Annotated in this window: 15 protein-coding genes and 2 tRNA genes; 14 read left to right on the plus strand and 3 right to left on the minus strand. The window is 45.0% G+C overall.

Annotated features, from left to right (window positions below; all coding sequences use genetic code 11):
* Positions 1-288 precede the first annotated feature (288 nt).
* The 6 genes from NBH16_RS05870 (at position 289) to NBH16_RS05895 (ending at position 5,417) form a co-directional block, all read left to right on the plus strand.
* Positions 289-1,458, plus strand: coding sequence for an esterase (locus NBH16_RS05870; protein ID WP_121961844.1), 1,170 nt, complete (start codon positions 289-291; stop codon positions 1,456-1,458).
* Positions 1,459-1,471: 13 nt separating this feature from the next.
* Positions 1,472-2,350, plus strand: a complete 879-nt coding sequence (locus NBH16_RS05875) for an AraC family transcriptional regulator (protein WP_121961845.1) — start codon at positions 1,472-1,474, stop codon at positions 2,348-2,350.
* Positions 2,351-2,433: 83 nt separating this feature from the next.
* Positions 2,434-2,898: a YybH family protein gene (locus NBH16_RS05880; RefSeq protein ID WP_005864625.1), complete on the plus strand. Its 465-nt coding sequence runs from the start codon at positions 2,434-2,436 to the stop codon at positions 2,896-2,898.
* A 43-nt stretch (positions 2,899-2,941) separates the two neighbouring features.
* Positions 2,942-3,931 (plus strand): fimbrillin family protein, encoded by a 990-nt coding sequence (locus tag NBH16_RS05885; protein ID WP_250788217.1) that lies wholly within the window; start codon positions 2,942-2,944, stop codon positions 3,929-3,931.
* An 87-nt stretch (positions 3,932-4,018) separates the two neighbouring features.
* Positions 4,019-4,852 carry a DNA-formamidopyrimidine glycosylase family protein gene (locus tag NBH16_RS05890; RefSeq protein WP_250788218.1) on the plus strand — a complete coding sequence of 278 codons (834 nt, stop codon included), beginning with the start codon at positions 4,019-4,021 and terminating at the stop codon, positions 4,850-4,852.
* 157 nt (positions 4,853-5,009) lie between these two features.
* Complete coding sequence (locus NBH16_RS05895) at positions 5,010-5,417, plus strand: helix-turn-helix domain-containing protein (protein WP_005854563.1); 408 nt, start codon at positions 5,010-5,012, stop codon at positions 5,415-5,417.
* Positions 5,418-6,227: 810 nt separating this feature from the next.
* Here the strand turns inward: NBH16_RS05895 and NBH16_RS05900 are convergent.
* Both NBH16_RS05900 and NBH16_RS05905 read right to left on the minus strand, forming a co-directional pair.
* A tRNA-Asp gene (locus NBH16_RS05900) sits at positions 6,228-6,301 on the minus strand.
* Positions 6,302-6,334: 33 nt separating this feature from the next.
* A tRNA-Asp gene (locus NBH16_RS05905) sits at positions 6,335-6,408 on the minus strand.
* Positions 6,409-6,676: 268 nt separating this feature from the next.
* Between NBH16_RS05905 and hisH the strand changes: the two genes are divergently transcribed.
* The 8 genes from hisH to NBH16_RS05945 all read left to right on the plus strand — a co-directional run bounded on the left by hisH (position 6,677) and on the right by NBH16_RS05945 (position 13,939).
* Positions 6,677-7,267: an imidazole glycerol phosphate synthase subunit HisH gene (hisH, locus tag NBH16_RS05910; protein ID WP_008780097.1), complete on the plus strand. Its 591-nt coding sequence runs from the start codon at positions 6,677-6,679 to the stop codon at positions 7,265-7,267.
* Positions 7,264-7,983, plus strand: coding sequence for a 1-(5-phosphoribosyl)-5-[(5-phosphoribosylamino)methylideneamino]imidazole-4-carboxamide isomerase (gene hisA / locus NBH16_RS05915; protein ID WP_005854558.1), 720 nt, complete (start codon positions 7,264-7,266; stop codon positions 7,981-7,983). Before hisH ends, hisA begins: the two co-directional genes overlap by 4 nt.
* Before the next feature lie 17 nt (positions 7,984-8,000).
* Positions 8,001-8,756 (plus strand): imidazole glycerol phosphate synthase subunit HisF, encoded by a 756-nt coding sequence (hisF, locus tag NBH16_RS05920; protein WP_005854556.1) that lies wholly within the window; start codon positions 8,001-8,003, stop codon positions 8,754-8,756.
* 16 nt (positions 8,757-8,772) lie between these two features.
* On the plus strand, positions 8,773-9,369 hold the full coding sequence (hisIE, locus tag NBH16_RS05925; protein WP_005854554.1) for a bifunctional phosphoribosyl-AMP cyclohydrolase/phosphoribosyl-ATP diphosphatase HisIE: 597 nt from the start codon (positions 8,773-8,775) through the stop codon (positions 9,367-9,369).
* Positions 9,370-9,377: 8 nt separating this feature from the next.
* Positions 9,378-10,055 (plus strand): cell division ATP-binding protein FtsE, encoded by a 678-nt coding sequence (locus tag NBH16_RS05930; RefSeq protein ID WP_250788219.1) that lies wholly within the window; start codon positions 9,378-9,380, stop codon positions 10,053-10,055.
* 66 nt (positions 10,056-10,121) lie between these two features.
* Positions 10,122-11,438 (plus strand): aspartate kinase, encoded by a 1,317-nt coding sequence (locus tag NBH16_RS05935; protein WP_005854548.1) that lies wholly within the window; start codon positions 10,122-10,124, stop codon positions 11,436-11,438.
* Positions 11,439-11,500: 62 nt separating this feature from the next.
* A complete protein-coding gene (gene lysA, locus NBH16_RS05940) occupies positions 11,501-12,658 on the plus strand; it encodes a diaminopimelate decarboxylase (protein WP_121961865.1) in 1,158 nt (385 codons plus the stop codon).
* Between the two features lie 117 nt (positions 12,659-12,775).
* Entirely contained in the window at positions 12,776-13,939 is a 1,164-nt protein-coding gene (locus tag NBH16_RS05945) for a glycosyltransferase (protein WP_250788220.1), read from the plus strand.
* Here NBH16_RS05945 and NBH16_RS05950 read toward each other — a convergent pair.
* Positions 13,936-14,469 carry a very short patch repair endonuclease gene (locus tag NBH16_RS05950; RefSeq protein ID WP_121961230.1) on the minus strand — a complete coding sequence of 178 codons (534 nt, stop codon included), beginning with the start codon at positions 14,467-14,469 and terminating at the stop codon, positions 13,936-13,938. The two genes, NBH16_RS05945 and NBH16_RS05950, sit on opposite strands and share 4 nt — an antisense overlap.
* Between the last annotated feature and the right edge of the window lie 37 nt (positions 14,470-14,506).

Here is a 14,506-nt window from a genome sequence, read left to right on the forward strand (position 1 = left end):
GTGAACCGGTTCAGGAAACAACTTTCAACCCTGTGAAGTTTTTCAGGAGAAGCTTCTCTAAGATGTGAAGTACCTTAGAAAATAACAGTAAAATCTGTGAAGTAAATTTAGGCATAGTCAAAGAATCATCCTAATCAGAAAAGGATATATACAGCAAGTACTAAAGAAGATATACTTACTTTACCCAAAAAGATATACTACAAGTGCCAAGTAAGTATAACTTCTATTTTTCCGAAATAAATCGTATATTTGTCTTTATAACTTAATTCTTTAAACCGTATAGATAAAATGAAAAGACTAGCATTACTCGCGGCTCTCTTACTGCCTCTATCCATGGCTTTCGCCCAACAGAACGTAGGATTCAAGACCGATAAGGTAGAACCTCTCGTGATCAACCCAGACAATAGCGTTACTTTCTATGTAGAAGCCCCAAAAGCGAAGTCCGTCTCCGTAAAAGGAGACTGGGAAGCCAACGAGGGCAATGGCCAGATGACGAAAGGGAAAAACGGTACATGGAGCTATACGACTCCCCCACTGCCATCCGAAATGTACACCTATCGTTTAAATATAGATGGTATTTATAACATCGCCCCAAACAACCCATTCTCTTGCCGTGACGTAGGCACCTTGTTCAGCCTGTTCTATATCAACGGGGGAAATGGCGATTATTATCAAGTACGTGACGTACCTCATGGCAATGTTACAACCACTTGGTATCACTCGGACATTCTCGGGAGCGAACGAAGACTTAGCGTTTATACGCCTCCTTTTTACGATAAGAACATCCAGTCTTATCCCGTTCTGTACCTGTTACATGGCAGTGGCGGCGACGAGAACGCTTGGCTGGAGCTTGGCCGTACCGCCCGTATCATGGATAACTTGATTGCCGAAGGCAAGATACAGCCAATGCTTGTCGTTATGCCAAACGGTAATCCCAGTAAACAGGCCGCTCCCGGCGAAACATCCGATAACCTGAATTACAAGCCGGCCATGAGCAACAGCTTCCCCGGTTATAAGGATGGCTCGTACGAGAAGAGTTTCACCGAGATCATTCATTTCATCGATAACCGTTACCGTACGATCCCGGATAAGCGACACCGAGCCATAGCCGGACTTTCGATGGGTGGTTTCCATACATTATATATATCATTGAATTATCCGGACTATTTTAACTATATAGGACTTTTCTCCGCTGGACTCAGCGCCAATGGTGTAGACCCGAATAGCCCGATGTACACGAATCTCGACGAGAAATTAGGGAACCTCAAGAGATCCGGTTATCAATTGTTCTGGATCGGTATCGGAAAGACCGATTTCTTATACGACGCAAACCAGCAATTCCGCCAGCGAATGGATAGCCTAGGTATGAAATACCAGTACGTAGAATCCACCCGAGGGCATATCTGGGCCAATTGGCGGGCTTATCTCCTCCAATTCGCTCCTATGCTTTTCAAATAAAAAATATGAGCAGATGAATCATAATATACCGCAATACGACTTCTATAAACACAAATACGGCGATGAGCTACTTATCGACGTCGTTCCCTTGAACACGATCAAGAAGTATCTCAAGGAACAACCCGTACATATATTGACGTATTACGATATAACATTGATCACTAGCGGGGAGGGAGAATTCCTTATCGATCATCAAGCGAACCGGGTAAAGCCTCAAGATATTATCTTTACCCGGCCCGGGGAAATACGTAAATGGGACGATAAAACGATACAAGACGGATTCGCTCTTATCTTTGAGGAAGAGTTCCTGCTCTCTTTTTTCAATGATCCGGCATTTCTCCGGAACCTCTCTTATTTCCATACAGAAAGACGGTCTTCCAAGCTCAGTCTCGACAAGAAAGCCTATGCCCGCATCTCCGAGTTGATCTCGGAGATCGATAAAGAGATCAAGAACTATCAGTCGAAAGACAAACACTTGCTCCGGGCCTTGTTGTACGAGACATTAATGTTGCTCAACAGGCTATATTCTAACTCGAACGCTTTACCTCCAGACACAAACGCCCGATCTAAAAGCATCTATGTAGACCGATTTATCGAGTTAGTAAACCATTCCTTCAAGCAAGATCATTCCATCCGGAGCTATGCCGATCGGCTTTGCATCACCCCGAACTACCTGAATGAGATCGTGAAAAACGCTACGGGCATCAACGCTAAACAATACATCCTAAACAAAATACTGATCGAGAGCAAACGGCTATTGACTTATACGGACTTGCCTATATCCGCCATAACGGAAGCTCTAGGTTACGAGGATCCATCCTATTTCATCCGTCTATTTCGTTCCCAAACAAACATGACCCCGCTAAACTATCGCAGGAATACAAAACCGTAAAAAGTACTATTTCCTCCTTTATAAGTATTATACGAACTCCATTCGGTATGTCTAATTTTGCCTCTATCAATAAATAAAGCATCATGAGACAATACAAATCATGGATAGCGGCTCTCATATTAGGAAGCACGTTATCCGCTAACGCACAACAAAAGAATATGGAGAACAAAACATTAAACGAGAACATCCCGGAGATGATCATCTCCCTTGAAAAAGAGGCTCTAGCCTCGACCGACCCGATGGCATTCGTAGAGCTTTCAGACACCGACGTGATTTACTTCGATCCTTCCCTAGAGACGAAAATAGAGGGATTGGAACAACTGCGCACTTATTATAAAGGTATGCAACTTCCTCCGGCAGATCATTTCGACATGATCCGCCCGGTCGTACAAGTCGCGCAAAACATAGCGGTACTCACCTTCAACCTTGATAGCTACTTATCCGACAAGGTAATAAAATGGAACTGCACCGAGGTTTACAGACGCAACCCCGACAACCAATGGAAGATCATACAAACCCACTGGTCTTACGTGAAACCGCTAGATTAAAGTTAAAACATTTGCCGCTTTCTAAACCAAAACGGTTCGTAAAATGTATTATATAGACTATTCACTAAACACAAATTATATGATACGGAATTTACTGAAAGCGGCAAATGCGCTTACATTTAGCACGATGTTCCTGTTACTCCTCGCCGGATGCAACAAGAACACGATTATTTTTGAGGATGGAACAACCCCGAACGGCTCTTCGGGAAACGAGGACCCGGGAAACAGTACGTTGGTGACCTTCAACGCCTCCGTGGAGGGCCGGAACCTATTACGTTCCATGTCTCCCATGAATAAAGGGATACAAAGCAGGGTTTATGTCTTCGACAGCAGCGCAGGAACCAAGGGAAGCCCCGAGGCGTCAGGCCTTTACATTACCTCATCTCCCGGGGTGTTAACAGGAAGTGACGGATATAAAATGTTTCTCTCCAATGGCACTTATAATTTCTACGCCGTATCCGACAATTTCTCCACGATCCCCCCGACATTCACGAGTGGCGTATCCGACCCCCTCTTCAACGGTATCGATTATCTTTGGTGGAGCGCCATACAACAGGATGTAAATAGCTCCCAAATCAATATACCAATTGTTTATGGGCATGTGGCTACCCAAGTCGTAGTTGAATTAACCGGCGGTGAAGGTATCACGATCAACCAATTGGTCTCCGCCATGATCACTCCTCCCGTGGTTGGGGCTACCATGGATCTGGGCACAGGTATCATCACTCCCGCCACCGCTTTCGGGAAAGCGGATAAGATGGGGATAAACGGATTAACCGCCCAATATATCATGTTGCCGATAAGACATACGGCTCCCATGACTCTCACGTTGGAAATATCCGCCGACAATGAAAACAGTACCCGCACCTATACCACCCAGATCCCTCTTCCGGATGGCGAGTTGAAAGCGGGAAACTCTTATTTATTTAAAGCGGTAATCAACGGTAATTCGGTCACTTTGGCCAGTGTCAACGTAAAAGACTGGACAGATGTGGACGAGACAGGAAAGCCTCTTTATCCGACCCAGAATTAAAGCCCGGTTCCTATTTTCCGTATCAATGAATATTGGTACGGAAAATATGCCTATATTTACCCCGTCACCTCTAAAAACAACACGAATATGATTGAGATTCCCGAATCCGCCACCATTGGCAAACAGGCTAGCGAAACGCTAAAGGGTAAACGGATAGCGCATGTTATCGAGTCGAACAGTCCTCACCGTTTCACGTTCTATAATGGCGATCCGGCGGAATACTCCAATAGGCTGGTAGGACGAACGGTCCTAGGCGCCCAAGGCTATGGCGCATTCGTGGACATCCTTATGGACGCGGATACCCACCTCTTAATCGGAGACGGAACCAATATGCGTTATTATACCTCCGCGGAAAAGGCCCCGAAGAAATATCAGCTTATGATCGTATTCGAGGACGACTCGTTCCTAGCTTTCACGGTTTCGATGTATGGTTCCATCTACGCTTTCAAAGGCGAGTTTGACAATCCCTATTACCAAGGTAGCATCCATAAGCTATGTCCGTTGGACGAGAGATTCGATAAAGCCTATTTTATCAGTCTCATCCGGAATCTCAAGAAAGATATATCCGCGAAGGCGCTGCTCGCCACCGAGCAACGTATTCCGGGCCTAGGCAACGGAGTTTGCCAAGATATCTTGTTCAATGCCCGGATCTCCCCGAAACGAAAAATATCGACTTTATCAGAAGAGGATATAGACCGCCTCTTCAACACCGTGAAATCCACGCTGGAAGAGATGACTCGCCGAGGAGGCCGGGATACGGAGAAGGATCTATACGGCGCCTTAGGCAATTACCGCACGATCCTATCGAAGAACACCTACCATGACCCTTGCCCCATCTGCGGCGAACGGATACAGAAAGAGGCTTACCTCGGAGGCAGCATTTACTATTGCCCGCATTGCCAGCCTAGTGCGGTAAATTAATAATAGATCCGCATAAGCAGGGATCGGAATACGTCCTATCGCAATGATACATATAATATATTTATCTCCAACAGATAAAATATTACTCTATCAAACAAGCATCACCCAAATTAAATTCATACTTTTGTCTAATTGAATATTATATACTAATTAAGCAATGCAAACGACAGCGAAGAAATGCAATCATGGGGCTAATATACGCCGGTGGAGAGAATGGCGTAATGTAAACCAAGACGTTCTTGCGGAAGAAATAGGAGTATCGCAGGCTACCCTCTCTGGCTATGAGAAAAAAGAGACGCTGGAACAGGAGATCTTGGATAAGATCGCCGTAGCCTTGAACATTCCGGTGGAAGCCATTACGGAACTTGATAACGCTGCGTCTATTAATATTGTCTCTAGCACCTTATATGATAAAGCAGGTTCAATATTTAATAATCCGACATTCAATCCGATCGATAAAGTTATCGAACTATACAACGAGAAAAACGCCTTATATGAGCGAATGCTAAAAGAGAAAGACAGCGTAATCGAATTACTGAAGGAAATAGTAAAGGACAAGATGTAAGATTTGTCCCAGCAAATCGCAGCTAATATATATAATTTGTCGCCTTGTTGTAGAGACGTAGCGTGCTGCGTCTCATCCCCTCGAAATGGAAACTTTAAGATTCTATCAGGATAGTAGGATATATAGCATATGTCTCTACAACGGTAGGGGCTCAAAAGATAAGTAATACGCTCAAATTGACAATATGACAATATGTAATCTGAAGCCCCGGAGAATCGTTTTTTCCGGGCAAAGGTACATACTGTTACCAAATACGAGAAAAAATATCAGCAATCAATTGTATTATAGCACTTTGCTTAAATACACCCTTTCATTCTAGCGAGATTAATTCATCCTATCTCATATTTATGCAGGAGAAAGGTGCTTTTCATACAGATGCGTCGCCCATTTCTATAGGTTGCGTACCCAATTCCTACCGTATGTATCGCCAAACACATACGGTAACGTTGCCTAACACTGGCTTTCGCGTTACCTAATCCCATTACTTTCGTCTCCTAATAGAGATATTCATACAAAAAAACAGGGTAAAATGGATAATTTGACCATAAAGCACCCCCTATTTCTTCTATTAGCAAAAAGGCCCTGTCATCATAATCCCGGATTTTCAAACAAAACGTCAAGGTTATCGCATTTTCGCTTACAACATCATTGAAGCCAACCGCAAAACAGATTGCCGCCCCCTGCTTTTGCGAGTGTTTTACAAACATAGAGTTTTGCAGGTGAGCCGTCATTCTTGATAAGTGAGGAAAAAGAAAAAGCCCTGTAATCTTTAAATTACAGAGCTTTACTTTATTTTGCTTTCTTTGAAAGCGGTCCGGACGGGACTCGAACCCGCGACCCCATGCGTGACAGGCATGTATTCTAACCAGCTGAACTACCGAACCATTTTATAATCAATAATAATTTTGAAAAAGAGGCGGTCCGGACGGGACTCGAACCCGCGACCCCATGCGTGACAGGCATGTATTCTAACCAGCTGAACTACCGAACCTCTTTTCTTTATCGCTATCTCTCTCGATTGCGGTGCAAAGGTAAGTATTATTTTTAAACCTGCAATAGCTGGAGTAAAAAAAATCAACTTTTCGCTGAAATATTCTTTCCATAGGTCCACATAAGCGATCGTCCCTTTCTTTATTTCCCCTTCCCGATCACACCAGTTTATCACAAATACATTTCATTTTGGAACTTTTCAATCGCCATTCATAATTATGTAATGATAATTTGTTACTTTTGCGACTCAATATAAATGCTTAACAACAATGGACGTTGCCATTATTAAATATAATGCCGGAAACATCTACTCGGTAGATTACGCTTTGAAGCGGTTGGGCGTTACCCCGATCATCACGGCTGATCCGGAATTATTAAATAAAGCGGATAAGGTTATCTTTCCCGGAGTAGGTGAAGCTTTCACGACCATGGAGTATTTAAGGGAGCATAAATTGGATCAGGTGATCTTGAACCTAAAGCAACCGGTACTCGGGATATGCCTCGGCATGCAATTGATGTGCATGCGTTCGGAGGAGGGAAACGCAGATTGCTTGGGGATCTTCCCTACGGAAGTAAAACGTTTTATTCCGCAAAAGCATGAGGACAAGGTTCCTCACATGGGTTGGAATACCTTGACAAACGTTAAAAGCGGCCTATTCAATGAGCGATTGGAGAACAAATTTGTTTACTTCGTACATAGTTATTATGTACCTGTAAATGAATATACGGCGGCTACGACCGATTACATCCTTCCGTTCAGCGCCGCTTTACATAAGGACAACTTCTACGCAACACAGTTCCATCCGGAAAAAAGTGGATCGGTAGGAGAGGTTATATTGAAAAACTTTTTAAAGATATGATTGAGCTTATTCCCGCTATAGATATAATAGATGGCAAATGCGTCCGGTTGACGCAAGGAGATTACGCGACCAAGAAGGTTTACAACGAAGATCCTCTGGAGGTGGCCAAGATGTTCGAGGGTAACGGCATCCGGCGTTTGCATGTGGTAGATTTGGATGGAGCCCGTGAAGGACGCATCATCAACTACCGTATCCTTGAGCGGATAGCGACCCGGACTTCCTTGATCATTGATTTCGGAGGGGGCTTGAAACAAGAGGATGATCTGGAGATCGCCTTCGAAAGCGGCGCCCAGATGGTAACCGGGGGCAGTATCGCCGTGAAGAACCCGGAAATGTTCACCTCTTGGATCAGCAAGTTCGGTAGCGAGAAAATCATATTAGGGGCCGATGCCAAGGAAAAGAAGATCGCCATCAGTGGTTGGGAGGAAACGACCAGCCAGGAGTTGATTCCTTTTATCAAAGGATATTACGACAAGGGGATTACCAAGGTGATCTGCACGGATATCGCACGGGATGGTATGCTGCAAGGCCCGGCTATCGATTTATATAAAGAGATACGGGACGAGATCCCCTTCCTTTATATCATAGCGAGCGGTGGCGTAAGCTCGATCGAGGATATTGAGAAATTATCTGAGGCTGGGATTCCCGCTGTCATTTTCGGCAAGGCCATTTATGAAGGGAAGATCCAGTTGAAAGATTTACTTCGTTTTACTTGAAATAATAAAATAGATATATGCTAGCCAAGAGAATTGTTCCCTGTCTGGATATAAAGGATGGAAAGACCGTAAAAGGCATCAACTTCGTGAACTTTCGCGACGCTGGAGACCCCGTGGAGTTGGGTGCCCAGTACAGCCGTGAAGGGGCCGACGAATTAGTGTACTTGGATATTACCGCCTCACACGAGGGGCGAAAGACTTTCACCGAGTTGGTAAAACAAGTGGCGGCCCATATCAGCATCCCTTTTACCGTGGGTGGAGGTATCAACGAATTGAAGGACGTGGATCGTTTGCTTAGCGCTGGCGCCGATAAGGTCTCGATCAACTCGGCGGCTTTACGTAACCCGGCATTAATCGAGGAGATCGCCAAGAACTTTGGTAGTCAGGTATGCGTAGTCGCTATCGACGCTAATTTTGAGAACAATGACTGGCTATGCTATCTAAACGGAGGGCGTGTCCCGACGGATAAGTATTTGTTTCAATGGGCCTCGGAAGCGGAAAGCCGTGGCGCCGGCGAGATCCTTTTCACCAGTATGACGCACGATGGCGTAAAAGACGGATACGCGAACGACGCTCTGGCTACCTTGGCCGATACGTTGCATATCCCGGTTATCGCCTCCGGTGGAGCGGGAAAGATGGAACATTTCCGGGATACGTTTTCCAATGGGAAAGCGGACGCGGCTTTAGCGGCCAGCGTTTTCCATTTCGGCGAGATACGGATAGGCGACTTGAAGCAATACCTCAAGGACGAGGGGATCAATGTAAGGATATAACACATTATATATAAAGATGAAATTAGATTTCGAGAAAATGGGCGGATTAATACCCGCTATCGTACAAGACAACAACACTAGTAAGGTATTAATGTTGGGCTTCATGAATCAAGAAGCTTATGATGAGACAGTAAGTACGGGTAAGGTTACATTCTTTAGCCGCACGAAAAACCGTTTGTGGATGAAGGGAGAGAGTAGCGGAAATACGTTGCAGGTGGTTAGCATCACGGCGGATTGCGACAACGATACATTATTGATCAAGGCGATTCCAGCCGGACCGGTTTGTCATACGGGAGCGGATACTTGTTTCGGCGAGAAGAACGTAGAGGATATCATGTTCTTGAAATACTTGCAGAACTTCATCGAGCGTCGCCGTCAAGAAATGCCGGAAGGTTCCTATACGACTACCTTATTCCAGAAAGGCGTGAATCGCATGGCCCAGAAAGTCGGCGAAGAAGCGGTAGAGACCGTTATCGAGGCGACCAACGGAACCGAAGACGGCTTCATCTATGAGGCATCCGACTTGGTTTACCACTTAATCGTATTATTGACAAGCAAGGGACTTCGTCTGGAAGACCTCGCCCGTGAATTAAAGAAAAGACATAAAGGTTGATAAATTCTATGGAAGAAGATATTCTACTCAAATTAGAGAACGTGGAGATATGCCGTGAGGAAAACAGGGTATTACACGACGCATGCCTCACGCTTCGTAACGGAGAGTTCGTATATGTGATCGGGAAGGTAGGCTCCGGTAAAAGCAGCCTGCTCAAGTCCTTGTATTGCGAGATACCGATCTTGCGAGGCGAGGCACGTATCATGGATTACAACCTCACCAAGATGAAGCGGAAGGATATCCCTTATTTGCGTAGGAAACTAGGTATCGTCTTCCAAGATTTCCAATTGTTGACCGACCGTTCCGTCTCCAAGAATCTGGAATTCGTGCTGAAAGCCACCGGATGGAAAAAGAAAAGCGAGATCAAGGAACGGATAGACAACGTGCTCCGTCAGGTAGGCATGCAAGACAAAGGCTATAAAATGCCGCATGAGCTATCCGGCGGGGAACAACAACGTATCGTTATTGCCCGTGTCCTTCTGAACAACCCCAAGTTGATACTGGCGGATGAGCCGACCGGCAACTTGGACCCGGAGACGAGCGGACAAATCGTACAACTCTTACACGACATCTGCCAGCAGGGAACGGCGGTGATTATGACCACTCATAACTATACGATCGTGCATAATTATCCTGCCCGCATAGTAAAATGCGAGAATGCCTGTCTAAGTGATGTCAGAGAATAATTTTTTTGTAACTTTGCGGTCGCATTCGATTGAAAAAGAAAACAATTTAATATAGAACAAAAGAAGATGAAAGTTTTAAAGTTTGGCGGTACTTCTGTGGGATCTGCACAGAGAATGAAAGATGTAGCGAAACTGATCACGGGAGACCGTAAGATCGTTGTATTGTCAGCCATGTCGGGTACAACCAACTCGTTAGTCGAGATTTCCGACTACCTGTACAAAAAGAACCCAGACGGAGCGAATGAGATCATCAACAAGCTTGCCATGAAATACATGGGCCATGTTGAGGAACTATACAGCACCGAGGAATATAAACAGAAGGCCAAAGAACTGATAAAATCTCATTTCGAATATATCCGTACGTTCACGAAGGATCTGTTTACCTTATTCGAGGAAAAGGTTGTCTTGGCGCAAGGAGAGTTGATCTCTACGGGTATGATGAATCTTTATTTGAACGAATGCGGCGTGAAATCCGTATTGATCCCGGCTTTGGATTATATGCGTACGGATAAGAACGCGGAACCGGACCCTGTCTATATCAAAGAGAAATTGGTAAAATTACTCGCTGATAATAAGGATGCTGATCTATACATCACACAAGGTTATATCTGCCGCAACGCTTACGGCGAGATCGATAACCTGCAACGGGGTGGTAGCGACTATAGCGCATCCTTAATCGGCGCGGCTATCGGTGCGGAAGAGATCCAGATCTGGACAGACATCGACGGTATGCACAATAACGACCCTCGTATCGTACAGGGAACGTCTCCAGTCCGTCAATTGCATTTCGAGGAAGCTGCCGAGTTAGCTTATTTCGGAGCCAAGATCCTTCACCCGACTTGTATATTACCGGCTAAATTGAACAACATCCCGGTCCGTTTGCTAAATACAATGCAGCCGGACGCTCCGGGTACATTGATCTCAAACGCTATCGAAAAAGGTAAGATCAAAGCGGTCGCCGCCAAAGACAATATTACCTCTATCAAGATCAAGAGCGGACGTATGTTGCTAGCTACAGGTTTCTTGCGTAAGGTATTCGAGACTTTCGAGAACTACCAGACTCCGATCGACATGGTTACGACTTCCGAAGTGGGTGTCTCCGTTACGATCGATAACCGCAAGCATCTGGAAGAGATCGTTGACGATTTGAAGAAGTACGGAACCGTGACCGTAGACGAGGATATGGTTATCGTTTGCGTGGTTGGCGACCTAGAATGGGATAACATCGGCTTCGAGGCTCGTATCGTACAAGCTATGAAGGATGTCCCGGTCCGTATGATCTCCTACGGAGGAAGCAACTACAACGTCTCCTTGCTGATCAAGGCCTCGGACAAGCAGAGAGCGCTGCAAGCTCTAAGCGATCATTTATTTAACAACAAATAAAAACAAACGAGGGCAGCCTTTTACAGACTGCCCTTATTTATCTTTATATAATTTCGTATAATATGCTCAAAGGAACATTTCCTGTAGAAAAGTTCAAGCAGCTTTCTACGCCTTTTTATTATTATGATGTCAAGCTATTGCAAGACACATTAGACGTAGTAAAAACCGAATCCGGGAAATATGGTTACCACGTGCATTATGCCGTGAAAGCGAATGCCAATCCCCGTATCCTTTCCATCATAGCGGCAAACGGCCTTGGCGCAGACTGCGTAAGTGGCGGCGAGGTACAGGCAGCTTTAGATGCCGGTTTTCCTGCCGATAAGATTGTCTTTGCTGGTGTTGGCAAAGCGGATTGGGAGATCAACCTAGGACTGGACAATGATATTTTCTGCTTTAACGTGGAATCTGCCGTTGAGCTGGAAATCATCAATGAGCTGGCGGCCACCAAGAATAAAGTAGCCTCTATCGCCCTTCGTATCAACCCGGAAGTGGATGCCCATACACATGCCAAGATCACGACGGGTATGAAGGAAAATAAATTCGGTATCAACCTTAGCCAATTAGGAGGCGTACTGGATAAATTAAAGGAGATGAAGAATGTGAAGTTGATCGGTATCCATAGCCATATCGGTTCACAGATCACGGATATGTCTAGCTTCCGCAATTTGGTAATTCGTTTCAACGAGATACAGGAAGAACTGGAAGCTCACGGGGTTACGGTGGAGAACCTGAACTTCGGAGGTGGATTAGGTATCGATTACTATCACCCGAATCATTTATCGATCCCGGCTTTCGATAACTATTTCGCGGCCATTCATAAACTGCTTCAAGTACGTCCGGGTCAACAGGTACATTTTGAGCCGGGACGTTCGATCGTCGCTCAATGCGGAACATTAATCTCTAAGGTATTATATGTCAAGGAAGGAGAGACGAAGAAATTCGCTATCCTTGACGCAGGTTTCACGGAATTGATCCGCCCGGCGATGTACGACGCTTATCACCGTATCGAGAACATCAGCAGCGATGAGGCAGTAGAGACTTACGATGTAGTGGGCCCGATCTGTGAGTCATCGGATGTATTCGGTAAGGATGTAGAGTTGAATAAGGCTCATCGTGGCGACTTGATCGCCCTTCGTTCCGCCGGCGCTTATGGCGAGGTCATGGCCTCCCAATACAACTGCCGTCATTTACCGAAAGCCTATTATTCCGATACGATATAATAAAGAGGTAATAGCGCTTCGCTACTATACCAATATACCCATGCGAATACGTTTTAGGTATCGCATTGGTATATTGTCGTTTTAGCACATTGACATTTAATACATTGGTACATTATTATGTTTCTACTCAATACTACAGAGCTTTTCCTTTTGGGGATCTCTTTGATAGGGTTCGTTATCTTATCTCTTTATTATCTGATCGCTTATGCCCGCCCTTTACGTGCGTCAAAACGAACGGATGATACCTTAGAGGAAGGTAATAAACTCCCCGTATCCATCATCATATACGCTAAAAATGATTCTGAGAACCTCAAGAAACACCTTCCTGCGTTACTTACACAAGATTACCCTGAATATCAGGTAGTCGTTATCAACGATGGCTCGAGCGACGATACCGACGATACGCTAAAGTTCTTTCAAAATGAGTATAAACATTTGTATCATACTTACGTCCCCTCGGACGCTCGCTACCTAAGCCGCCGTAAACTGGCGTTTACCTTAGGTGTGAAAGCGGCCAAATACGATATTCTTCTATTCACGGAGGCGAATTGCCAACCGCTCAACGATCAATGGTTATCCGCCATGGTTGGTGGATACACACCCGAGACCAGTATTGTCTTGGGCTACTGCAAATACAGCAACTACAAGGGATTCTTTCATAAGTTGATCGCCTATGATAACTTGTTGACGGGTTTACGTTATCTATCTTCCGCCCTCTCCCATCACCCATATACCGGAAACGGACGAAATTTATCTTATCGGAAAGAGTTATTCTTCAAGCATAAAGGTTACTACCAATCCTTGAACTTGCATGCGGGAGACGATGACTTATTCATCAACGAAGCCTCGACCAAGGAGAATACGAAAGTAATTTATACCCCGGACAGCCTAACGGAAATGGATCAAATCGAACGTTTTGGAATCTGGAAAGAGATGAAGGTTTCCCGTGCTGCCACTCAACGGTATTACAAAGGAAGCGCCTTGACATTCTATCATCTCGAATCCACTTGTTTCTACCTTTTCCAAGCATCGGTTATCGCTACGGTCGTGATCGGACTACAGGGTAACTGGCTAATCTCCTTGATCGCCATATTATTATATTTGATACGTTTTATAATCAAGGCAATCGTTTTCGGCAAATCGGCTCGAATGCTTCAACAAAGCCCTACTATCGGTTGGTTATTCCTGTTGGAGTTTATTCAACCCATATTCAATGGATATGTCCGTATTTACCGGCTTTTCAGAAGTAGGAAGGATTATACGTTCCGGTTGGAGAATTAATAATGATGAGCACTCTCATAGGATATCTCTTCTTCCGCCACTTTGGGAAGTTCTTCCTCCTCTAATAGCGGGTAGGCTGGGGTAAACTTTGCTTGGTAAGTAGATTCCAAATACGTCTTTTCCAATAAACGGACGACATTTTCTAAAGTAGCTTGCCGTTCTTTGGGCTTAAGCTGGCATTCCCAGATCACCATCGTATTCCAGCCCATCGCTCGTAATTCCTCACGTACACGGGCATCCCGGGCTTTATTCCGGTTTAGTTTCTCGGTCCACCACTCTACCCGGGTACGGGGAGGACGAAATTCAGGGCAACCCTCGTGCCCATGCCAGAAACAGCCGTTCACGAAGATAGCGGTCTTATATTTACGCAATACGATATCAGGGGTACCGGGAAGGCGCTTTACATTCACACGAAAGCGAAAGCCACAATGGAACAGGTATTTACGGACTATAATCTCGGGCTTTGTATTCTTGCCCTTAATCATAGACATGATATAGCTACGCTTTTCTTTAGAGATAAGATCTGTCATATCAATCCGGCAAAACTAGAACGTATGCCAAAGATAC

This window comes from Parabacteroides sp. Y3-G-102 (assembly GCF_023656845.1).
GTDB classification, from domain to species: Bacteria; Bacteroidota; Bacteroidia; order Bacteroidales; family Tannerellaceae; genus Parabacteroides; species Parabacteroides distasonis.